Source organism: Amycolatopsis sp. TRM77291, from assembly GCF_054166285.1.
Genome location: NZ_JBSZHF010000001.1, coordinates 3,040,477 through 3,060,698, shown reverse-complemented (window position 1 = coordinate 3,060,698; position 20,222 = coordinate 3,040,477). Strand labels below are relative to the sequence as shown.

21 protein-coding genes are annotated in these 20,222 nt (G+C 69.5%); 8 read left to right on the top strand and 13 right to left on the bottom strand.

Annotation, left to right across the window (positions count from 1 at the left end; all coding sequences use genetic code 11):
* Nucleotides 1-11: 11 nt before the first annotated feature.
* Genes ACXIZN_RS14495 through ACXIZN_RS14480 form a run of 4 tightly spaced genes read left to right on the top strand, consistent with a single transcriptional unit; the run spans nt 12 to nt 3,190 of the window.
* On the top strand, nt 12-479 hold the full coding sequence (locus ACXIZN_RS14495) for a hypothetical protein (RefSeq protein WP_457954976.1): 468 nt from the start codon (nt 12-14) through the stop codon (nt 477-479).
* Nucleotides 479-1,114 (top strand): DUF3558 domain-containing protein, encoded by a 636-nt coding sequence (locus ACXIZN_RS14490; protein WP_457954975.1) that lies wholly within the window; start codon nt 479-481, stop codon nt 1,112-1,114. Before ACXIZN_RS14495 ends, ACXIZN_RS14490 begins: the two co-directional genes overlap by 1 nt.
* Nucleotide 1,115: 1 nt before the next feature.
* Nucleotides 1,116-2,363 carry a WXG100 family type VII secretion target gene (locus ACXIZN_RS14485; protein WP_457954973.1) on the top strand — a complete coding sequence of 416 codons (1,248 nt, stop codon included), beginning with the start codon at nt 1,116-1,118 and terminating at the stop codon, nt 2,361-2,363.
* A 35-nt stretch (nt 2,364-2,398) separates the two neighbouring features.
* Complete coding sequence (locus ACXIZN_RS14480) at nt 2,399-3,190, top strand: ESX secretion-associated protein EspG (protein ID WP_457954972.1); 792 nt, start codon at nt 2,399-2,401, stop codon at nt 3,188-3,190.
* Between the two features lie 13 nt (nt 3,191-3,203).
* Here ACXIZN_RS14480 and ACXIZN_RS14475 read toward each other — a convergent pair whose 3' ends face one another.
* The 6 genes from ACXIZN_RS14475 to ACXIZN_RS14450 all read right to left on the bottom strand — a co-directional run bounded on the left by ACXIZN_RS14475 (nt 3,204) and on the right by ACXIZN_RS14450 (nt 7,747).
* The gene (locus ACXIZN_RS14475; protein ID WP_457954971.1) at nt 3,204-3,455 is read right to left on the bottom strand and encodes a hypothetical protein; all 252 of its coding nucleotides are present in this window, start codon (nt 3,453-3,455) and stop codon (nt 3,204-3,206) included.
* A gap of 76 nt (nt 3,456-3,531) precedes the next feature.
* The gene (locus ACXIZN_RS14470; protein ID WP_457954969.1) at nt 3,532-4,155 is read right to left on the bottom strand and encodes a hypothetical protein; all 624 of its coding nucleotides are present in this window, start codon (nt 4,153-4,155) and stop codon (nt 3,532-3,534) included.
* 143 nt (nt 4,156-4,298) lie between these two features.
* Entirely contained in the window at nt 4,299-4,844 is a 546-nt protein-coding gene (locus tag ACXIZN_RS14465) for a hypothetical protein (protein WP_457954967.1), read from the bottom strand.
* A 100-nt stretch (nt 4,845-4,944) separates the two neighbouring features.
* The gene (locus ACXIZN_RS14460; RefSeq protein WP_457954966.1) at nt 4,945-5,601 is read right to left on the bottom strand and encodes a response regulator; all 657 of its coding nucleotides are present in this window, start codon (nt 5,599-5,601) and stop codon (nt 4,945-4,947) included.
* Nucleotides 5,580-6,650 carry a histidine kinase gene (locus tag ACXIZN_RS14455; RefSeq protein ID WP_457954965.1) on the bottom strand — a complete coding sequence of 357 codons (1,071 nt, stop codon included), beginning with the start codon at nt 6,648-6,650 and terminating at the stop codon, nt 5,580-5,582. The genes ACXIZN_RS14460 and ACXIZN_RS14455 overlap by 22 nt, the downstream gene beginning before the upstream one ends.
* Nucleotides 6,647-7,747, bottom strand: a complete 1,101-nt coding sequence (locus ACXIZN_RS14450; protein WP_457954964.1) for a sensor histidine kinase — start codon at nt 7,745-7,747, stop codon at nt 6,647-6,649. The genes ACXIZN_RS14455 and ACXIZN_RS14450 overlap by 4 nt, the downstream gene beginning before the upstream one ends.
* A gap of 221 nt (nt 7,748-7,968) precedes the next feature.
* On the opposite strand from ACXIZN_RS14450, the gene ACXIZN_RS14445 reads away from it, so the two are divergent.
* Nucleotides 7,969-9,513 (top strand): choice-of-anchor A family protein, encoded by a 1,545-nt coding sequence (locus tag ACXIZN_RS14445; RefSeq protein ID WP_457954963.1) that lies wholly within the window; start codon nt 7,969-7,971, stop codon nt 9,511-9,513.
* On the opposite strand, the gene ACXIZN_RS14440 is transcribed toward ACXIZN_RS14445, so the two are convergent.
* From ACXIZN_RS14440 to ACXIZN_RS14430, 3 genes are read right to left on the bottom strand one after another with little or no spacing between them, the layout of a single operon-like run.
* Nucleotides 9,510-10,388, bottom strand: coding sequence for a DUF2268 domain-containing protein (locus tag ACXIZN_RS14440; RefSeq protein WP_457954961.1), 879 nt, complete (start codon nt 10,386-10,388; stop codon nt 9,510-9,512). The two genes, ACXIZN_RS14445 and ACXIZN_RS14440, sit on opposite strands and share 4 nt — an antisense overlap.
* Nucleotides 10,389-10,421: 33 nt before the next feature.
* Nucleotides 10,422-11,099 (bottom strand): GntR family transcriptional regulator, encoded by a 678-nt coding sequence (locus tag ACXIZN_RS14435; protein ID WP_457954960.1) that lies wholly within the window; start codon nt 11,097-11,099, stop codon nt 10,422-10,424.
* The gene (locus ACXIZN_RS14430) at nt 11,096-12,529 is read right to left on the bottom strand and encodes an aldehyde dehydrogenase family protein (RefSeq protein ID WP_457954959.1); all 1,434 of its coding nucleotides are present in this window, start codon (nt 12,527-12,529) and stop codon (nt 11,096-11,098) included. The genes ACXIZN_RS14435 and ACXIZN_RS14430 overlap by 4 nt, the downstream gene beginning before the upstream one ends.
* Nucleotides 12,530-12,667: 138 nt before the next feature.
* On the opposite strand from ACXIZN_RS14430, the gene ACXIZN_RS14425 reads away from it, so the two are divergent.
* Nucleotides 12,668-14,113: a GMC family oxidoreductase gene (locus tag ACXIZN_RS14425; RefSeq protein WP_457954958.1), complete on the top strand. Its 1,446-nt coding sequence runs from the start codon at nt 12,668-12,670 to the stop codon at nt 14,111-14,113.
* Here the strand turns inward: ACXIZN_RS14425 and ACXIZN_RS14420 are convergent.
* The 3 genes from ACXIZN_RS14420 to ACXIZN_RS14410 are packed head-to-tail and all read right to left on the bottom strand — an operon-like array spanning nt 14,097 to nt 17,085.
* A complete protein-coding gene (locus ACXIZN_RS14420; RefSeq protein ID WP_457954956.1) occupies nt 14,097-15,020 on the bottom strand; it encodes an alpha/beta hydrolase in 924 nt (307 codons plus the stop codon). The two genes, ACXIZN_RS14425 and ACXIZN_RS14420, sit on opposite strands and share 17 nt — an antisense overlap.
* A complete protein-coding gene (locus ACXIZN_RS14415) occupies nt 15,017-15,973 on the bottom strand; it encodes an aldo/keto reductase (protein WP_457954954.1) in 957 nt (318 codons plus the stop codon). The genes ACXIZN_RS14420 and ACXIZN_RS14415 overlap by 4 nt, the downstream gene beginning before the upstream one ends.
* 8 nt (nt 15,974-15,981) lie before the next feature.
* Entirely contained in the window at nt 15,982-17,085 is a 1,104-nt protein-coding gene (locus ACXIZN_RS14410) for a zinc-binding dehydrogenase (RefSeq protein WP_457954952.1), read from the bottom strand.
* A gap of 50 nt (nt 17,086-17,135) precedes the next feature.
* Between ACXIZN_RS14410 and ACXIZN_RS14405 the strand changes: the two genes are divergently transcribed.
* Nucleotides 17,136-18,515 carry an amidohydrolase gene (locus ACXIZN_RS14405; protein ID WP_457954951.1) on the top strand — a complete coding sequence of 460 codons (1,380 nt, stop codon included), beginning with the start codon at nt 17,136-17,138 and terminating at the stop codon, nt 18,513-18,515.
* Here the strand turns inward: ACXIZN_RS14405 and ACXIZN_RS14400 are convergent.
* Nucleotides 18,432-19,148, bottom strand: coding sequence for an SDR family NAD(P)-dependent oxidoreductase (locus ACXIZN_RS14400; protein ID WP_457960518.1), 717 nt, complete (start codon nt 19,146-19,148; stop codon nt 18,432-18,434). The genes ACXIZN_RS14405 and ACXIZN_RS14400 overlap by 84 nt on opposite strands.
* A gap of 69 nt (nt 19,149-19,217) precedes the next feature.
* On the opposite strand from ACXIZN_RS14400, the gene ACXIZN_RS14395 reads away from it, so the two are divergent.
* Complete coding sequence (locus ACXIZN_RS14395; RefSeq protein ID WP_457954950.1) at nt 19,218-20,159, top strand: aldo/keto reductase; 942 nt, start codon at nt 19,218-19,220, stop codon at nt 20,157-20,159.
* Nucleotides 20,160-20,222: the final 63 nt, after the last annotated feature.

Sequence of the window (20,222 nt, the reverse complement as noted above, 5' to 3'; positions counted from 1 at the left end):
GGGGTGGACAAGTGACGGATACGAGCAGGCCATGGCTGGCCGGGCTGGACATGTGGGTCACCGACCCGATCGGCGACAACGTCGAACGGGCCAAGGCGGCGGAATCCGCGGCCAACGCCCAAGTGCAACAAGGCGCGCACGGCCCAGGGTTCCGACTCGACCGTGACCACGCCGAAAGAATGGTTCGAAAAGCAACGACCATCTTGGAACGGCTGCGGGACGATCAGCGGATAACCCAGTCACTGGAACGCATGAAATCAGCCGCCGAGGATCCGGTGAGCGTCGGATTCGCGAAAGCGGCCACGTGGAACGCGGACCGGCCGGGGGCGTTCGCGTATGGCGCGGGACATGTTCGCCTCGAGATCCTGTACTTGGAAGAACTGGTCGGACGACTCAACAAGGCGCTCGGCCGGACGGCGGGCAACGACCAGGATTCCGGCAGGGCGATCAAGAACAGCGTCGAAACGGGAGCAGTGTGATGCGGGCGCGGACCTGGGTGATCGGGCTGTCGGTGGCTTCCCTGTCCGTGATCGCGGGCTGTTCGGGGAGTGGCTCCGGTCCCGGTGTGACAGCGTCGAATCCGACGGCGCCGGAAACCGCGCCGGAGCGGACTTTGCCGTATGCGGGTGCGCCGAAAGTGCCGGCACCGTTTCCGGAGTCCGTCTTCGCGGGTGACCCGTGCGCTGATTCCCTCAGTGCCGAGCAGATTCTGCAGGCCGTCGGCAAGCCCTCGGAAACCAAGCGCAAGGACGCGGACTCCATCGGGCCGGGCTGCCAGTGGTTCAACACGGTCACCACCGGCCAGGTCATCATGGCGTACGCGACGAAGTTGCCGAATGGCCTGAGTGCGATCTACGAGAACGTGAAGCCGAAGGCCGAGGTATGGAAGCCCATCGCTTCCTTGCAAGGGTTCCCCGCGGTCGCCTACGTGTCGCCTTCCGGCGGGTCGCCGGACAAGTTCTGCCAAATCAGCATCGGGGCGACCGACAGCACCACCATCGAGGTATCGGTGTTCCTCAGTCTCGACTCCCAGGGCAAGAAGGATCCGTGCGAGTCGGCCGAGGTGGTGGCGGATCTCGTCATGACGAGTCTCCGGGCGAAGGCGGGGGTGTGAGATGAGCTGGCTGTCCAACCTCGCCGACGGTGTCGGGGGGCTGTTCTCCGGGCTGGGCAAGGCAGTCGGGGATGCGCTGAAAGGGGTCTTCAAGTGGACCCGGGATTTGTTCACGGGTGATGTCGGCACGCAGCCCGTTCCTGTTCCGGAATTCGTCGAGAAGGTGCGCGCGGGCAACTCCAGCCCCTGGCACGAAGCCGCCAGGCAGGCCGGGCAGGCCGCGAAAAGCCAGGGCGAGCACGCCGCCGTCCTCCGGGAGATCATCGGTGGCCTGGAGTCCTCCTGGTCCGGCACGGGCGCGGACGCCGCACGCGAACGTATCCACAAGCTCTACACGGTCGCCGATTCGGCGGACCGGTCGATGGCGCGTAACCAGCAATCGGTCCTCACGGCGGCGTCGGGTTTCGAGCACACCAAAGCAACCCTCAAGCCGATGCCCCCGCGCCCCGACAAGAGTTTCGGTGACGTGATTTCGCCGTGGGACACCGATACCGAAAAGGCGATCGCCGACTACAACGAAAAAGCGAAATTCAACCTGACGGTCTACAAGGGCTACGAAAACCAGATCAGGCAGACGCAAAGCGGGTTGCAAGGCGATTACGGGCAGCTCGGCTTCTACGACGGCGCGGACATCGCACTGACGCCGCCGGTCAAGAGGGGCCCAGCCCCGGCGCCGGACCACCCCGCACCTCCGGACGACACGCTGGACCGCGCCGACCTCGACGACGGTTCCGGGTTCACTCCGTCCCCGGCACCCGATCACACCCCCGCGTCCTTCACTCCCGGCGGTGGCCCCCACGGCGGCACGGGGATGGGCGCTGATCACACCACCACCTCGGGTTACGGCCCCTCCACGCGCGATGGGGCGTCGACCCCGGTCGTTCCCGCTCCTTCAACCGGTCCGAGCGCAGGAGGTCGGGCCGACACCGGCTCGGGCTTTGGTAGTGGGTTCGCGCCCGGAGGGCCTGGTGGGCGCACGGGTGGTGTTCCGACCGCGGGGCGTGGCGGCGGCGCGGGTGTCCTCGGTGGCCCGCTCGCGGCCGAGACCGGCCGAGTGAATGCTCGGTCGACCGGTGCCGGTGCGGCGTCGGGCGCACTCGGTGGCGCTATGGCCCCCGGCGCGCGCGGGGGCAAGAACGAGGACGACGAGCACACCCGTAAGTACGGGCCGGAAGAACATCCGGTCGAGATCACCGACATCGATCCTGAAACCGGGTTCACGGTGGTTCCGCCGACCATCGGCACGTGACCACCACTTTCCGTTGATAGCAAGGAAAACGCGCTATGGCTATCCTCGACGCGCCGCTGGTGTTGCCGAAACTCGCGCTCCTGACCGTGTGGGAGTGGCACGCGAGCGACCTGGGAGACCCGCATCCCGTGCTGGGCACCAACGGCACGTTCTACCTGCCCGAAGAGGCGGTGGCGCGGATCGAGTCGGGCACCTGGGAACTCCTGTCCGAGCATCGGCTGGCGCGCGGGGAGCGAGTGAGCCCGCTTCTGCTCGACACGTTACGGATATTGGGTGCGGCCGACCGGGAGTTCTACGGCTGGACCGCCTATCCCCGCTCCAGCGACCGCGCCGGAGACGGGGGCGGGTTCTTCACCGGTGTCCGTGACCGCGACGCGGTGCGCGTACTGGTCGACGACGACGCGGTGATCCTGCAGCCGCTGCCCGATCATCGCTGCCTGGCGGCCGATCTGGTGGAGACGCTGCCGCCGGTCGAGGCGGCAGAGGTGCGGGATCTATCCGTGCCCCGCACGCCTCCGGCGCGGCCCGTGGCGGTCACGGAAGGCCGTAGCCCGCTCGCTCATCCCGCCCCCGAGCCCGGCGACCCGGACCGGGACTTGATCACCGATCTCATGCACTCCCCACGAGACGCTACCCACCAGCTCTATACGGCGGTCGCGGACGCGCGAGGGCGCTCGCGGAGTGTGCCGATCACGGCAGTCGACCTGACCGAGTACGGGCGGCTGGTCACTTACACCAACACCGACGAAGAGGGCACCGAGCACATCCACCTCACGGGGGGCGGCGGGCTGGTGCGGCTGCTGGAGAACACCAGCCGCACCCTCTGACGCAGCCCGGGCCTCAAAGCGCTTCGAGAGCCGCCTTCATCGCCGGCACGAGCTCGTCGCCCATCTTCTCGAACTGCCGGTTCAGGAACGGATCCGCGTGTTTCGCCAGTCCGTGGAACTCGATGGTGGCGTGGTAGCCGATGGTCGTCGTGCCGCCTTCTTCGGAGATCGTCAGGTCGTCGGTGGACGTGGCGGTCTTGTTGCCGCCGACGAAGACGATCCGGCCCCGCTGCCGGTGCGGGTGGACGACGGTACGCACGCTCACCTGCCCCCCCCGCAGCGTGAGCTGAAGCGCGCGAAGGCCCCCATCCCGGGGGAAGGGGGCCTTCACGCGCTACTGGCTACTTCTTCCAGATGATCGGGTCGTCCTTGTACCCGTCACCGTCGTTGAATTCCGCGCCGCCGACCTCGCCACCGTCCCTGATGGCCTGCAGTTCGCAGGTCTCGTAGGTCGCGCCGGCGGTCTTGAAGTCCTTCTTCGCCGACTCGGACTGGCAGTTCGGGGTCTCGCCGGTGATGATCACGCCGGTGCTCTTGTTGTTCGGCCCGACCGCGCGCATCCGCACCGTGCTGTAGGTGAGGTCCGTGCCGCCGACGTTCTCCACCGTCATCCGGATGTACACCGGAGTCATGCCCTTGGCCTTCTCGCCGTAGGAGGCGAGGTCTTCCTTCGGGCCGAGCTCGATCGCCTTGACGGTGATCGCGATGGTGCCGGACTTGTCGTTGCCGTATTTGAACGGGACGACGGCGCGTTCGCCGACCTTGAGTTCGGTACCGGGCGCGGTGGCGTCCGCGTTCGAGACCGGGACGGTTCCGCTGGTCGCCGGCGAGGACGCGGGAGCCGACGTCGGTGCGGGCGACGGCGCGGGAGCGGGACTGCCGCCCTCTTCCTTGCCGCCGCAGGCGGAAAGGAGCAGCACGGCGGCGCAGCCGGTGGCGGACAGGGCGATGCGGTCGAACTTCATGAATCTCCTCGGACTCCCCGCCGAATCGTGCTCCGGCGTTCTCGCCACGCACCGTAGTCGATGCCGGCCTAGAGCTGTGTGGGCCATTCGCACCACGAGAGGTCACGAATGTATTACGCTATTCGGCCCAACGTGGAGAGTGGTTACTTCTTCCAGGTGATCGGGTCGTCCTTGTACCCGTCGCCGTCACTGAACGACACGCCGCCGACTTCGCCACCTTCCTTGACGCCTTCGGTGTCGCAGGTCTCGTAGGTCGCGCCCGGCTTGCTGAAATCCGCCGGCGCCGGCTCGCCCTTGCAGGCCGCGGTGCCACTGGCCATGATCACCTTGGTGCCCTTGCCGTCCGCGCCGACCGCGCGCACCGACACCGAAGTGTCGGCGAGGTCCGTGCCGCCGACGTTCTCGACGACCATCCGGACGTAGACCGGAAGGCTGCCTTCGCCTTTGTCCTTGAACTCGGCGAGATCCTCCTTGGGGCCGACCTCGATCGACTTGACGGTGATCGCGATCGTGCCCGACTTGCCCGCGTCGCTGAACGGGACGACGGCGCGTTCACCGACCTTGAGTTCGCTGCCGGGAGACATGGTGCCGTCGGCCCTGACGGTCTTCCCGCCCTCCTCGCCACAGGCGGAAAGCAGCAGCGCGGCGGCGCAGGCGGTGGCGAGCAGGACGGTACGGGCGGGCTTCATGGATCTCCTCGGACTCCCGCCGGACGAACTCCGGCGTGTTCGTCACGCAACGTAGTCGCAACCGGTGGAGGCCGGAGTGGTCCGTTCGCACCACAACCGATCACAAATCGCTTACGCCGATCAGCCCGTCTTGGATCGCCCGCGCGACGAGCGCGGCCTTGGTCGGCGCGTCCCTGCCCATCTGGGCGTACTTGACCCGGATCCGCTCGAGATGCGAGTTGACCGTGTTCGGCGAGATCCCCAGCCGGTGCGCGACGAAGTCCTTCGACTCGGACTGGAACCACTCGATGAGCACCTCGGTCTCGCGCGCGGAGAGGGCGGGACGCCGCTCGGAGCGGTCCCCGGCCATCGCGCCCGCCAGCGACGGCGGCGTGTACGACCGGTCGGCCGCCGCCGCGCGCACGGCTTCGAGGATGTGTTCCGCGCCTTCGGATTTGGTGATGTAGCTGAGCGCGCCGAGTTCGAGACACTGCAGGACTATCTCGTCGTCGGCCCGCATCGAGTAGACGACGACGCGACGGCCGGCTTCGGTGAGCCGTCGCAGATCACCCATCGCCGGGGTGGTGCTGTTCAGGTGCAGATCGAGGATGACGACGTCCGCCAGGGCGCCCTCGCCGATCCACGCGGCCCGCACGTCCTCGCCCTCGGCCACGACGGTCACCGGCGGTGTGCCCGACGACAGCCAGTGCACGACCCCGGCCCGTACGGCCGGATGGTCGTCGACGACCACCGCGGTCAATCCGGTCGCGAACGCCATTTCGCCTCCATCCACGATCGTTCTCCCAGTGCGTGCCATTCGACGTCGACGGAGCCCGATCCGTTCGCCGTCCGCCCGGGTTCACCGTCCGTGATCGCCGCGACGCGGATCTCCTCGTCGGCGCGCAGCACGCTGACCCTGGCCTGAGTCCGCGCGGCGGCCAGCGCGGTCATCAGCGGACCGGTCAGTTCGCGGCGGACGGAGGTGGGGACGGGCGCCGCCTCGCCGCTGACCGCCAGCGTCACCGTCAAGCCCCGCCGCTCGGCGAGATCGACGCAGGCCGAGACCTCGTGCAGCAGCGGGTCGGGGACGTCGTCGTTTTCCGCGAACAGCCGCCGTAGCTGGGTGGCGGCGAGTGCGCAGCGCTGCCGGACGGCGTCGTCCCGCGGGTCCAGGGTGCGGTCGGCGAGTCCGGCCAGCAGCGGCAGGGTGGCGCCGAGCTGCCCGGCGAACCGGTTCCGCTGGTCGGCCTCCCGCTGCTGGGCGAGCGCTTTGCGGTGCGCCTGCCGGTCGCGTTCGGCCGAGGCCTCGGCGGCTTCGCCCGCCCGCCGGTTGACGACCCTGATCAGCGCCAGTGTCGCGGCCTGGAAGGTGAGCACGCTGAGCCCGGCGATCACCACGCTGCCGATCTCGCCGCGATCGGTGGGCACGGCGCCGAACTGCCGGACGAAGGTGAGCGTCATCTGGAGGACCAGCGCGGCCATCGCGACCGCCGGACGGTCCAGCAGCAGCACCAGCAGATGCCAGCCCGCGAGACCGGACGCCCAGTCCGCGTCGCCGAGGAGATGGTCCGGGGGCAGGGTCCAGATCGCGACCGCGGACGCGGCGAGCACCACGAACGACCCCGCGAGCGCGACCGGCCAGGGGACCGGCTTCCACCGCAGCACCCACCACGCCGCGACGACGAGCACGCCGGCGAGCGCGGCGAACGCGATCCTGGCGGGGGTGTCGTCCAGCCGGGTCAGGCTGAGCCCGAGCTGGATCGCCGCCGTCGCGAGCAGTACCGCGATCCGGCAGCCGCCGAGCACCCGGTCCGAGGTCTCGTTCATGCCGGCCACACCAGTTCGACCGTGGTCCCCGCGCCGGGCGCGGACGTCACCTCGGCCCGGCCGCCCGCCGCGGCCATGCGTTCGACGAGCGAACCACGGACACCTCGCCGCTGGGCCGGGGTCTTCGCCGGGTCGAATCCGCGGCCTTCGTCCCGGACGGTCACGCGGACCCCGTCTTCCACCGTCAGGGCGGCCTCGCCGACACCGGCGTGGCGATCGACGTTCACCAGCGCCTCGCGCACGGCACGGACCATCGCGAGCGCCGCGGACGCCGGGATCGGCGCGATCGGAGACCAGCGCGCCTCGACCTTCACCGGGCTCTGCGCGAGCACGCCACGCAACGACGTCTCGAGGTCGACCACGCTGCCGGGACCGGATTCGCCGGTGAGGATCGCGAGATCGCGGCGAGCGTATCCGGCGACCTCGGACGGTTCGGTCGTTTCGCCGCGCTGGGCCACCGTGAGAAAGGTGGCCGCGGCCGTGTCGTGCAGGACGGCCAGATACTCGCGTTCCTGCAGCCGTCGTTGCACGGCAAGGGATTCCTCGCGGGTCAGCCGGGCCTGGCGCTCGCGCAGATCGTCGATCCGGCGGGTCGTCCGCGACAGCAGGAGGAAGGCGACCCGGGCGAGGGTGGCCTCGATCAGCACGCGCACCACCACCCACGAACCGTCCTCGAGACCGAGAGGGATCACCTCGATCGCCAGCAGGCAGGCAATGGCGGGCACGGTGACATTAGGCGGCCATTCCCATTGGAGGGTGATCGCGGTGATGGTGAGGACGTTGAGCGCCCACTGGTTCAGCTCGGCCGGTTCGGGCGCGGTCAGGAACTGGGTGCCGCAGATCGCCGCCGCGCGGATCAGCGTCAGCGCGAACGCCACCGGCCTGCCCCGGCCGGTCTTTCCCACGAGGTACTCGGCCACGGCGGTGACCAGGGCCAGCGCGAGCAGTCCGAACGCGAGCGGCAGCGCTCCGGACGGCGTGGCGAGCACCCCGAAAACACTGATCACCAGCAGCCCGGCGCCCCTGGCCGGACCGGCGAACCGGCCGACCACCCGTGAGAACTCCGCTTCGACGGAGGTCTCACGATCGGATGGCACGGCAGCAGTCAAGCAGATGCCTTGAGCGTGCGCAGGTCCAGTACCCGCCAGGCCGGGGATTCGTCACAGCACCCCATGAGATTCCGCGGCCCGACTGGAATTCACATGTCCGGGCGACACTGGAATCCCGAGAACCGGGGTGGGTTACCGGCCTCGCCCGGTCGGGGGTAATTCCGGATTCCGATTGTGTTCGGACGGTCGATGGGCACAAGAATCGCCGCATGCGTGCAAGGCGATTCGCGTCCCTATCGGCCGGTGCCGCCGCCGCGGTGTGCGTGGCGGCGCTCGTGGTCACCGACGGCGCGATCGCCGCCCCTCTACCGGGTGGCCTCGGGCCGTGCGTCGGCCCGGCCTGTCCCGATGTGTATCCACCGGTGAACAACAAGGACTACGCGGGCCGGGACAACGGCATCAACGTCTATGTCGGCGGCGAATTCCAGGTACGGGAAGCCGCCGCGGAAGCCGAAGGGCGCATCGTCGTCCTCGGTGATTTCGACATGGCGAAACGAGCGGGCGCGTCCTCCATCTACAACGTGGGCATCGCCGGTGTCGGATCGCGGGTCCCGCCACCGGACGGCGCCGACTTCCTGACCACCGGCGGGAACGTCGGTGTCGCGGCGGGCCAGCGGCTGCTCGCGGACGGCGGGGTCGTGCGGCACGCGGGAACCGTCACCGGGACGGTGACCGGCAAGCTCGAAAAGGATCCCGACGCGGCGAAACCCTATGTGGGCCTGCGCGAGGATCTCCGGGTGGCCAGCAAGTGCTACGCACGCGAAGGCACCACGCCGCGTCCGGCCACGGGCACGGCGGTCAACCAGGGATACCGCACCCTGTTCACCGGGGACGGGAAATCCGCGCTCCAGGTGTTCACTGTGGACTTCGACCTGACCGGCGCCACCGGGGGAATGCAGGGGATCGAATTCGCGGGTATTCCGGCCGGGGCGACGATCCTGGTCAACATGGTGGGAGCCGCCCGGACGATCAACACCTACACCGGCGACCTCAACGACCAGGATCCGCTGAACAAGCTGCGCGAGCGGCTGCTGTGGAACTTCCCGGACGCCACCAGCGTGAAGATCGCCGGTGGGGCCCAGTTCCAGGGGAGTGTGCTGATCGGTGAGCCGGGAAGCACCGCGACCGTGACCGCGTCCGGGATGAACGGCCGCTTCTTCACCACGGGCACGCTGGTGCACACCTCCGAGGCGACCGGCGGTGGGGGCCAGGAGTTCCACGCCTACCCGTTCAACGGCGACCTGCCCGAATGCGGCAGCACGCCGAGCAGCTCCACGTCGTCTTCGTCGTCTTCGTCGAGCTCGGCCACGACGAGCAGTTCGCCGACGAGCAGCAGTTCGACTACCTCGAGCAGCAGCACCACGACGAGCAGCTCCACGTCGACAAGCCCGACTTCGACCACCACCACGTCGGTCACCTCCACCTCGACGGCGCCCACGTCCTCCAGCCAGACGAGCGGCAGCTCCAGCAGCGCGACGTCGTCGAGGCCGACGAGCAGCAGCGCCACGTCGTCGTCGACCTCGACCACCACCGCCGGCAGTACGTCGACCACGACCCCGGGAGCCGGCGTCACGGTGACCACCACGACCGGCCGGCCGGTCGCTCCCGCGCCGGGCGGCGGGCCGTCCGACAGCGGTCCGCTGGCCTCGACCGGCAGCGAGGTCCGGGGCCTGCTGGTCTCCGGTCTGTTCCTGCTGCTCGCCGGTGGCGCGCTGGTGGCGCTCACGATCCGGTCGAGGCGCCGCGAGTCCTAGCCGAGGGCGGTGTCGATGACGTCGCGGCGGTCCGCCAGCAGGGCCTCCGCGGCCGTCCGGCCCGTCGCGGCCAGATAGGCGTCGACGAGCCGGTTGCCGGCCGCGTACCCGGCGCCGGTCGGCAGGCCGACGGGTGTGCCGCCGTAGCGGGCGGCGGTCTCGTCACCGTGCACCCACGCCGTGAAGTTGTGCATGCCTGTGATCTCCAGCCCGGAGACGACCTTCGCGAACACGGCGTCGTCGTGCAGATGCGGCACGCCGATACGGGCGTAACCGAGTTCGTCGCCGTACAACTGGCGGGCGAACGCGTCGGCCAGGCCCTCGGACACGATCTGCTCGCCGACGGTGACCGTCGCCGGATCCCAGATCACGCCACCGGGGCTGTAGCGGAGGTTGTGGTTCAGCTCGTGGACCGCCGTGGCCTCCAGCCGCGCCAGGTTCTCCGGATACGGCCAGAAGCCGAGGTGGATGTAACCGGACACGCTGCCGTTCGCCGTCATCCCCAGATTCGGGCCCATGAAGTGCGCGTCGCCGGGATCACCGAGCACGGTGAGAACGGTGATGTCCGGGACCGTCAGCCTGGGCGTCGCGGCGAGCTGCGCGGTGACGGCGTCGTCGAGCGCCCGCTGGATCCGGTTCCAGGCGTCTGCTTCGTGGAGGGTTTCGAGTGCCTCCAGGCAGCGTTCCTCGTCGCGGTCGAGCGGGAACCCGGAACTCATCGCGTGCATCGCGACGAGGTCCACCTCGCCGGGGAAGTAGCGGTACATCCCGGCGGCGGGTTCGGCCATCGCCTTGAGCATCGCGGCGCGGTCCGCCCGCGGCGCGCGCAGGATCGCTCGCATGGCGGGGTAGGTGTCGAGAACGGTGATCGTCATGGGGCGACGGTAAAGGCTCCAGTGGGTGGAGACTCAAGTCCAAGGGTGCCGCCAGGCCAGGAACGTCTCCAAAGTGGTCAGCCGATGCTCCCGCACGGCCAGTTCGATCTCCCCGGCGGGCGCGTTCCGGTCGAACAGGTCGAGGATCTTCTGGTGCTCCCGCACGGATTCGTGCGCGCGGCCGGGGACGAAGCTGAACGTCGACGTGCGCAGGCCGGCCAGCCGGTTCCAGCCGCGGTTGACCAGATCGAGCACCTGCGGATTGGGGCAGGTGCCGAACAGGACGCGGTGGAAGTCGCGGTTCAGCGCGGTGAACCGCGACGGCTCGAAGTTGTCGAGACACGCCGTCAGTTCCGCGTTGAGCCCCTTGGCCTGGTCGAGCGCCTCGCCGGGCAAGGACGGCGCCGCCAGCGCGGCGGCGTAGCCCTCGACCAGCGCGAGCGTCTGCATGGTGTGCTGGTAATCGCTCTCGTCCGCCATCGCGACCTGCGCGCCGATGTTGTGCTCGTAGGTCACCAGGCCCTCGGCCTCCAGCCGCCGGACCGCCTCGCGCACGGGTACGGTGCTGACGCCGAGTTCCTGGGCGATCTGCCCGAACACGAGGCGGTAGCCGGGGGAGAAGGTGCCGTCGTCGATCCTCGCCTTGATCCAGTGGTAGGCGATCTGCGACTTGCTCTTCGCGGTCCCGTTCACCGCGTCGCCCGTGGTCACGAGTAGTGCAGCCAGACGGATTTGATCTCGGTGTAGGCGTCGATCGCCCACGGCCCCATCTCCCGGCCCCAGCCGGAAGCCTTGTAGCCGCCCCAAGGCGCGGCCATGTCGGGGATCGGCGGCATGTTGACGAACACCGCGCCCGCCCGGATGCCGTTGGCGAACCTTTGCGCCACACCAAGATCGCGCGTCCACACGGTGGCCGCGAGCCCGTATTCGGTGTCGTTCGCGCGGGCGAGCAGTTCGTCCGGGTCGTCGTAGGCGGTGACGGCGAGGACCGGGCCGAAGATCTCCTCGCGCATGATCGTCATGTCGTCGGCGACACCGGCGAACAACGTCGGGGAGTAGAAGTAGCCCTCGCGGTCGACGGGCTTGCCGCCGGTGACCAGTTCCGCGCCCTGCTCGTTGCCGGTCGAGACGAGGAAGTCCACGTGCTCGCGGTGCTTCGCGGACACGAGGGGGCCGAGCTGGGTGGATTCGTCCAGCCCCGGCCCGATCTTGAGGCCTTCGAGCTCGGCCGCCAGTTTCGCGACGAACTCCTGTTCACGCTTGCGATCCACGAAGAACCGGGTGTACGCGGCACAGACCTGCCCGCTGTTCAGGGTCGCGCCCGCGAGGTTGCCCGCGACGGCGGCGTCGATGTCCGCGTCGCCGGCGATGATGCTGGGCGCCTTGCCGCCGAGTTCGAGGGTGAGGCGTTTGAGGTTCGACTCCGCGCTGGCCGCCGTGATCAGCTTCCCGACCGCGGTGGACCCGGTGTAGGACAGGTGGTCGACGTCGTCGTGCCCGCTCAGGAGCGCGCCCACGGCGCCGTCGCCGGTGACCAGGTTGACCACGCCCGGCGGGAACCCGGCCTCCTGCACGAGCTCCACCAGGCGGATGCTGGTCAGCGGCGTCACCTCGCTGGGCTTGATCACCACGGTGTTGCCGGTGGCCAGCGCTGGCGCGAGCTTCCACACCAGGATCATCAGCGGGAAGTTCCACGGCGTTATCAGCGCGTTCACCCCGACCGGCTCGCGGCGGGTGTAGTGCAGCGTGTCCGGGAAGGACACGGGGTTGGTGGTGCCCTGGATCTTGGTCACCCAGCCCGCGAAGTACCGGAGGTGCTCGGCCGCGCCGGTGACGCTGACCTGGCGCGAGACGCCGATCGGCTGACCCTGGTCACGTGTCTCCAGCGCGGCCAGTTCCTCGTGACGCTCGTCGACCAGCGACGCCAGCTTGAACAGCAGCGCGGCCCGCTGGACCGGCAGCAGCCCCGCCCAGGAGGGGTCGTTCAGCGCCTTTCGCGCGGCACCGACGGCGGCGTCGACGTCGGCGGCCGACGCGGTGCCGACCTCCTCGATCACCTGGCCGGTGGCCGGATCGTACGTCGGCAATGACCCGCCTCCCGCGGCGGTCCACTGTCCGTCGATGAACAGGCGTGTGGCCATGGCTAGCTCCTCCTCGACCGGTGTGTGATCGAGTATCGGGCGCCACGAGGTCCCCGGTCTTGCCCGCCAGGGCACGCCGATTGTCGGCCAGCGAACCGAATCCGCCGGACGCCGTCGCGCCTTGCGAGGGTGGGGGACATGGACGTCATCGTGGTGGGAGCGGGTTCGGCCGGTTCGGTGGTCGCCAGGAGACTGGCCGACTCCGGGGCGTGGGTCACGCTGCTCGAAGCGGGCGGGCCGGACACCAATCCGGCCATTCACGACCCTTCGCGGTCCGGGGAGCTGTGGCACGGTCCGGAGGACTGGGACTACTACACCGTGCCGCAGCCGCACGCGGCGAACCGGCGGCTGCACCTGCCGCGCGGCAAGGTCCTCGGCGGGTCGCATTCGCTCAACGCGATGATCTGGGTGCGTGGGGCGCCTGCCGACTACGACGGCTGGGACCTGCCCGGCTGGCGGTGGGACGACGTGCGGCCGGTGTACGAACGGATCGAAAAGGATCTGCTCGACGTCGTGCCGAACGAGCCGTTGCATCCGATCCAGCAGTCCATTGTGGACGCCGCTGTGCAGATCGGCCTGCCGTTCAATCCGGACTACAACGGCGACGAGCTCGACGGCGTGTCCGTGCAGCGCGTCACCACCCGCGACGGCAAGCGGCTCAATACCTGGCTCGCCTACGGGCAGCCCGTCGCCGAACGGATGACCGTCCACACGGGAGCGCTGGTCCACCGGTTGCTCTTCGAGGGCGACAAGGTGACCGGCGTGCTGGCCGAGGTCGACGGTGAACTGCGCAAGGTCTTCGCGGACGAGGTCGTGCTCGCCGCCGGCGCGCTGGCGTCCCCGGCGATCCTGCTGCGCAGCGGGGTCGGCCCGGTCGACGAGCTGGAAGTGCACGGCATCGACGTCGTCGCGGAACTGCCGGGCGTCGGGAAGAACCTGCACGACCATCTGCTGTCGCCGGTCATCTTCGCGACCGATCGCCGTCAGGTCGATCCACCCGCGCCCGGCCGCTCGGTCACGCAGACCCATCTGTTCTGGCGCAGCCGCCCCGGCCTGGCGGTGCCCGACACCCAGCCGATCCACTTCAGTGTGCCGATGTACGAGTCGTGGATGACCGGTCCGGAGACCGGGTTCTCGCTGATGGCGGGCATGGTCACGCCGCGCAGCCGGGGCACCCTGCGGCTTTCGGGGCCGAGCCCGCTCGACGAACCGCTGATCGACCTCGCCGCGCTGGAGGATCCGGCCGATTTCGAGAGCCTGGTCGCGTCGGTGGAGCAGTGCCGGGAGATCGGCCGCGCGTCGGCGCTGGCCGACGACTGGGGTGCCCGTGAGCTGTATCCGGGGCCGGACGCCGACGTCCGCGAGTACGTCCGGCGGACCGCGATCACCTACCACCACCAGGTCGGGACCTGCCGGATGGGCACGGACGCCGACTCCGTGGTCGATCCGGAACTCGCCGTGCACGGGATCAGCGGGCTCCGGATCGCCGACGCGTCGGTGCTGCCGCGGGTGACCACGGGCAACACCAACGCGCCGGCGGTGCTGGTCGGCGAGCAGGCCGCCCGGTTCATGCTCGGCCGATGATGCGGCGCAGCCAGGAGGCCCGGGCGGCGAGCGCGGCCCGGGTCACCTCGCTGTCCGGGGCGATCCGGTCGAAACCGTGGTACGCGCCCGCCCAGACGTGCAGTTCCGTGGGCACACCCGCCCGCCAGAGCCGCCGTGCGTAGTCGACGTCCTCGTCGCGGAAGATCTCGGCCGCGCCGACCTCGATGAAGGCGGGCGGGAGCCCGGCGAGATCGGCCGCGGTCGCCGGAACGGCGTACGGCGAGGTCTGTCCATTCAGGAGGGATCGCCAGCCGAAATCGTTGGCGGCCCGGCCCCATACCCCGTGTTCGGCGAATTCCACTGTGGACGCGGAGTCGTTGCGGCTGTCGATCATCGGGCACAGCAGGAGCTGACCGGCCAGCGTCGGACCGCCGCGATCCCTGGCCAGCAAGGCGATCCCCGCGCTGAGCCCGCCTCCCGCGCTGCCGCCGCCCACGATCAGCCGCGTCGGGTCGAAACCGAGTTCGCTCGCGTGCTCGACCATCCAGGTCAAGCCCGCGTAGCAGTCTTCGACCGGCGCCGGATGCGGATGCTCTGGGGCGAGCCGGTAGTCCACGGTCACCGCGACGAAGCCGAACTCCTCGACGAGGGCGACCATTCTGGGCAGGTCGGCGAACCGGTCGTCCAGCACCATCCCGCCGCCGTGGATGTTGTAGAACCCCGGCGCGTCCTCGGCGTCCCTCGGCTTGACGACCGTGACGACCACGTCGGTGCCGGGGACTTCGTGATCTTCCCAGACGAGATCCCGGTCGCCGATCGCCTCGGCGCAACTCAGGTTCCCGTCGGCCAGCGCCCGCCGGATCTCCGCCAGCGATCCGGCGTCCAGCGGCGGCCCGGAAGGCAGCCCTGCCAGGGCTTCGGCGAGTTCGGGGTCGAAGGCCGTCACGGCCCCTCCGGATCGACGACGTCCCGGTCGGCCCAGTACGGCTCGACGAGCTCGCGGAGCTGTTCCGCGCCCACCCGCTCGACGAGGTCGACGGCGCCCAGGTTGTCCTTGAGCTGCCGGGTGCTCGTCGCGCCGAAGAGGGTGGTCGTGTTGGCCGGGTGGGTGAGGGTGAACGCGAGACACAGCTGCGCCGGTGTCGCGTCCAGCCCGGCCGCGGTCTTCGCCAGTTCCGGGGCGGAGGCGGCGATACGCTCCCGGATGTCGCCGGTGTCGCGGCCGACCTGGCGCGCGCCGCTGTTCTTGCCCAGCAGGATCCCGCCTTCGAAGACGTCCGACGACTGGAGCGTCACCCCGAGCTCGCCGAAGACCTTCCCGAAGGGTTCACCGTCCGGAATGGAGCGTCGCGCGACGCTGTATTTCAGCTGCGCGATCGAGGGCCCGGGAACGGTCTCGGCCGCGGCGAAATCGTGCAGTGCCCGGATCGTGGTCGCGGACCAGTTGTTGACACCCCACTGCCGGATGAGCCCTGCTTCGCGGAGTTCGTTCAGATCGAGCACCAGCCGGTGCAGGTCGGTGCCGTCGTTCCGGAGATCGCCCAGCACCACCAGATCGGCGTGGTCGACGCCCGCGCGGAAGAGCGCGTTGTCCAGCTGGCCGCGGAGATCGTGCTCCGGATACCCCTCCAGCCAGAGCTTGGCCGAGAACAGGTAGTCCTCCCGGCGCAGCCCCGCCGCGCGGACCATCGCGGAGAACAGCACATCGGTGAAGACCGGTGTGGCGCCGGGGAAACCGTAGACGCCGACGTCGAAGAGCGTGATACCGGAATCGACCGCCGTGCGGACGAGGTCCACCGCCTCACGGAAGTCCATCCGGTCGTAGGTGTGCCAGGAGCCGAGCGAGAGCACGCCGGTGAGCGGGCCGTCGCGGCCGATCCGGCGCTGGGGGATGGTCACGGATTCTCCTAGGGAAGACGGGGATCGATGACGGCTTTGAGTTCGCCGAGCCGGGCCATCGACTCGACGCTTCGCGAAGCTCGGGAAAGACCGACGGGCGGGCTGAAGAGTTCGTCCCACGGCAGCCGGTCGGCGAACGTGCGGAAGAAGTCCACCGAGCGGTGGTAGTCGGCGATGTCGCCGTTGAGGGATCCGGCGACCGTGAGTTCCTTGCCCATCACGGTACCCAGTGCCACGGGGGAAGGCGCGGGACCGGTGGAACCGACGATCGCGATCGTCCCGCGCTGGGCGGCGAAGGCGACGGCCTCCTCGCCGATGGTCGGCCCGCCGGCGAAGTCGAAGACGTGGTCGGCGCCCCGGCCGCCGGTGAGTTCCTTGACCCGCTCGACGCGCTCTTCGACGGTGCCGTCGACCGGGATCGTCGCCGTGGAACCGAAACGTTCGGCTGTCTTCAACCGGTCTGCGGGACCGCCGATGGTGATCACGTCGCCCGCGCCGGAGATCCGCGCGACCGCGGTGGCGAACACGCCCAGCGCGCCCGCGCCCTGGATCACGACGGTCGCGCCGGGACGGATCCCGCCCGAGCGCGAGACGGCTCGCAGCACGGTTTTGCCCGCGCAGCCCGACATCGAGGACCAGGTGTCCTTGACGTCGTCGGGCAGGAGCAGCTTCGCCGCGCCAGGAGTCACGTAGCAGTAGCGCACGAGCCCGCCGGTGGCGTACGGGAAGACGTCGGAACGCTGAAGGAAACCGTATCCACGCCTCTCGCAGGCGACCGGCTCACGCAGAATCGTGCAGCCGTAACACTTTCCGCAGGTCGACTCGGACCAGCCGATGCGGTCGCCCTCGGCGATCTCGCGGCCGAGCGTGTCGGTGGTGCCCGGGCCGACGGCCACCACCTCGCCGACCATTTCGTGGCCCAGCACCATCGGGAGCATGCCGGGGAAGGTCATCCGGCCGGACCAGAGGTGCACGTCGGTGCCGCACAGGGTGGTGCAGGTGATCCGGACCAGCGCGGCGCCCGGTTCCGGCTCCTCGGGCAGCGGAAGTTCCCGCAAGGTGAGCGCGGAGCCGTGTTCGGTGAGCACCGCCGCTTCGGTTCTGTCGACCATCGTTTTAGTCTACAGTCGTAGGAGAAAAAGTCCAGATCCTGGAGGAAACCATGCCGTCGCACCATATTCGCCCCGCTTCACTCGTGGTTCGCGGCGGTCCCGTGCTCACCTTCGACCCGGCGGGCACCGTCGTACGGGCGATGGCCGTACGTGACGACCGGATCGCCGCCCTCGGCGATGTCGCCCTGGACCACATCGGCCCGGAGACCGAGGTGATCGACCTGGCGGGGAGAACCGTCCTGCCCGGGATCAACGATTCGCATCTCCACGCGACCTGGCTCGGCGCGCGGTGGCCGGACACGCTCATCGGCGGCACCGGATTCACCGGGGGAGAAGAGAAAACCGTGCGCACCGCGGCCGAACGGCGGGCCGCCATCCTGCGTGCGGGCGAGCTGTGCGCGTCACTGGGCATCACGAGTTACACCGAACCTGGTCTGGGCCCTGGCGAGACAGGCTGTTTCAGTGCCGAGGTCCTGGAGGAGTACGCGACGCTGGCTTCGGAAGGCCTTTTGCGAGCAAGGGTGACCGCGTTGCGGCTGTTCGGTCTGCTCGACGGCGCGAGTTCGCTCAAGGACTTCCGGCGTGGGCTGTTGACTCCGACGCCGGCCGCGAATCCGTTGTGGCTCACCGTGCCCGGTGTGAAGATCTTCGCCGATGGCATCCCGCCGATGCGGTCCGCGTGGACGCACCATTGCTACGCCGACGGCTCGCATGGTGCGTTGCTTGTCGACGGTGCCGACGACCCGGATCGCGCGGGCAACCTCGCCGCGATGATCCGTCTCGCCCACGGCGCCGGGATGGCGGTGGCCGTGCACGCCACGGGAGATCGCAGTATCGAGGCCGCGCTCGGCGCGCTTCGCCGTGGAGACCACCTGGTGCACGGCGACCTGGTGACGGCGGATCAGCTCGCGCGCATGGCTTCGGCGGGCGTCGGCCTGACCACGCAGCCCGCGATCGCCGTGGCGATGCGGGGAATGCTGGCGGACGCGCTCGGTGCCGAGGTCGGTGCTCGCGCCTGGCCGCTGGCGGAAATGCTGGACTCGGGGGTTCCGCTGACCCTGAGCAGTGACGCGCCGGTGGTGACTCCTGATTGGCGGGTGCACATCGCGGCGGCGGCCGCGATGCTGGATGCGTCCGAAGTGGACGCCGAGCTGATGGCCCGGTTGCTGCGCTGCTACACGACCGCGGCCGCCGAGCAAGACGGCGGGGCGGCTTGGAAGGGATCGTTGACCGTGGGCCGCGTCGCGGACTTCTGCGTGCTGGCTTCGAACCCGCTCGAGGTCGCGTTCACGGACCTGCCGGACATCGGTGTCGAACTCACCGTGTCCGGCGGCCGCGTCGTGTACTCAGGTGAGCAGCTGCCCACCGTCGACCTGGAGGCTCACCCCGGTGAGATGGCCGGCGTCGGCGGAGGCGAGGAACAGGACTGACGGCACCACGTCGGCGACGGAAGCGATGGTGCCCAAGGGGATCCTCGCTTCCCACGCCGCGCGGGCGGCGGTGTCCGAGGCGAAACCGGCGGTCATCGGGGTGAGCACCGGGCCCGGCGCGACGGCGTTGACGCGGATGCCGTGCGGCGCCAGTTCGAGCGCGGCCGAGCGGGTGAGGGCTTCGACGGCCGCCTTGGTGGCTTCGTAGTGGCCGAGGCCGGGTGTCGGCTGGCGGGCGCCGATGGAGGTGATGTTCACGATGGCGCCTCTGGTGCCGGCTTCCAGCATGTGCGCGCCGACCGCGCGGGTCATCAGGAAGGTGCCGCGGAAGTTCACCCGCATGCACAGGTCGAAGACGCCGATGTCCAGGCCCACCAACGGCCCGCCGCCCCCGGCGAGACCCGCGTTGTTGACCAGGACCTCCACCGGGCCGAACCGATCGGTGACCAGCGCCAGCGCCGCGTCGACCGAACCGGGGTCGGAGATGTCGAGCTCGACGTGCTCCGCGCCGAGTTCTCCGGCGAGTTCGTGCGCCGCGCGGACGTCGACGTCGGCGATGACCACGCGATCACCCGCGGACTGGAAGGCTTCGGCGACTCCGCGCCCGATGCCACTGGCACCGCCGGTCACCACGACAAGTCTCTTGTTCATTCTACGATCGTAGACTAAAACTGGTTTCCGTTGCCAGCGAAAGGAAAACTCGTGGACGAGAAGCAGAACGGCCTGGGCTTCGCCACTTCGGCGCTGAGCCTGGGATCCTGGAACACCTGGGACCGCATGGACTTCGAGGACGCGGTGCGCCTGCTCCGGTCCGCGATCGATTCCGGCATCACGCTTTTCGACGTGGCCCACTACGACATGGGGCCGCATTCCGAGCAGTCGCGGACGGACCTCCTCTTCGGGGAAGCAGTGCGCGCCGCCGGAATCGAACGCGACGAGTACCAGCTGTGCGGGAAGCTCTGGCTCTGGGACCACCCGAACACCGGGTTCGCCGAGCAGCTCGCGACCTCGTTCGACCGTGTCGGCGTCGAGCACGCGGAAGCCGTCGTGGTCGGTGACTACTTCGAGCGCCCGGACATCCCGCGCATCGTCACCGAAGTGGCGGAACAGATCCGGCTCGGCCGCTTCGACGTCTGGGGGGTGAACAACTGGCAGGCCGCCGACCTCAACCTGGCGCTGGAATTCGCCACGCGCGAAGGCCTTCCGGCTCCCCGTTTCGCGCAGCTGAAGTACAGCGTCGTTCGCCGTTCGATGGCCGAGGGCTCCTTCTACGGCAGGCATTTCGAGGCCGGGCGGCTGGCCTTGCAGGCGTCGGACGTGTTCGAGGGCGGTGTATTGCTGGGCAAGACTCCTTCGCGGAAGATCGGTGCGGACCCGGGCGGCATCCGGGACTCGATCCGCGCAGGCGCCACGCGCGTCGCCGCTGTCGCCGGGGACTTCGGGGTGAGCCCGTCGCAGTTGGCGCTCGCGTTCTGTCTCGCGTACGAGCCGGTGGCGAACGTGCTGTTCGGCGTGAGCCGTCTTGCGCAGCTGGAGGACAACTTGGGCGCCGTCGCGCTGGCCGCTTCACGGGGTGCGGAGGTGCGGGCGGCGCTGGAGGATCTGTGGCTGGACCGGCACGTGGCCGCGGACGGAACCTTCTGATCCCGGGTGGCGTGTCGCGAAAGCCACTTTCGGGACCTCTGGTGTCCCGAAAGTGGCTTTCGC

Coding starts and splice junctions, on each gene's coding strand:
- ACXIZN_RS14490 (WP_457954975.1), top strand. CDS start 479: ATGCGGGCGCGGACCTGGGTGATCGGGCTGTCGGTGGCTTCCCTGTCC.
- ACXIZN_RS14485 (WP_457954973.1), top strand. CDS start 1,116: ATGAGCTGGCTGTCCAACCTCGCCGACGGTGTCGGGGGGCTGTTCTCC.
- ACXIZN_RS14480 (WP_457954972.1), top strand. CDS start 2,399: ATGGCTATCCTCGACGCGCCGCTGGTGTTGCCGAAACTCGCGCTCCTG.
- ACXIZN_RS14470 (WP_457954969.1), bottom strand. CDS start 4,155: ATGAAGTTCGACCGCATCGCCCTGTCCGCCACCGGCTGCGCCGCCGTG.
- ACXIZN_RS14465 (WP_457954967.1), bottom strand. CDS start 4,844: ATGAAGCCCGCCCGTACCGTCCTGCTCGCCACCGCCTGCGCCGCCGCG.
- ACXIZN_RS14460 (WP_457954966.1), bottom strand. CDS start 5,601: ATGGCGTTCGCGACCGGATTGACCGCGGTGGTCGTCGACGACCATCCG.
- ACXIZN_RS14455 (WP_457954965.1), bottom strand. CDS start 6,650: ATGAACGAGACCTCGGACCGGGTGCTCGGCGGCTGCCGGATCGCGGTA.
- ACXIZN_RS14445 (WP_457954963.1), top strand. CDS start 7,969: ATGCGTGCAAGGCGATTCGCGTCCCTATCGGCCGGTGCCGCCGCCGCG.
- ACXIZN_RS14440 (WP_457954961.1), bottom strand. CDS start 10,388: ATGACGATCACCGTTCTCGACACCTACCCCGCCATGCGAGCGATCCTG.
- ACXIZN_RS14430 (WP_457954959.1), bottom strand. CDS start 12,529: ATGGCCACACGCCTGTTCATCGACGGACAGTGGACCGCCGCGGGAGGC.
- ACXIZN_RS14425 (WP_457954958.1), top strand. CDS start 12,668: ATGGACGTCATCGTGGTGGGAGCGGGTTCGGCCGGTTCGGTGGTCGCC.
- ACXIZN_RS14410 (WP_457954952.1), bottom strand. CDS start 17,085: ATGGTCGACAGAACCGAAGCGGCGGTGCTCACCGAACACGGCTCCGCG.
- ACXIZN_RS14405 (WP_457954951.1), top strand. CDS start 17,136: ATGCCGTCGCACCATATTCGCCCCGCTTCACTCGTGGTTCGCGGCGGT.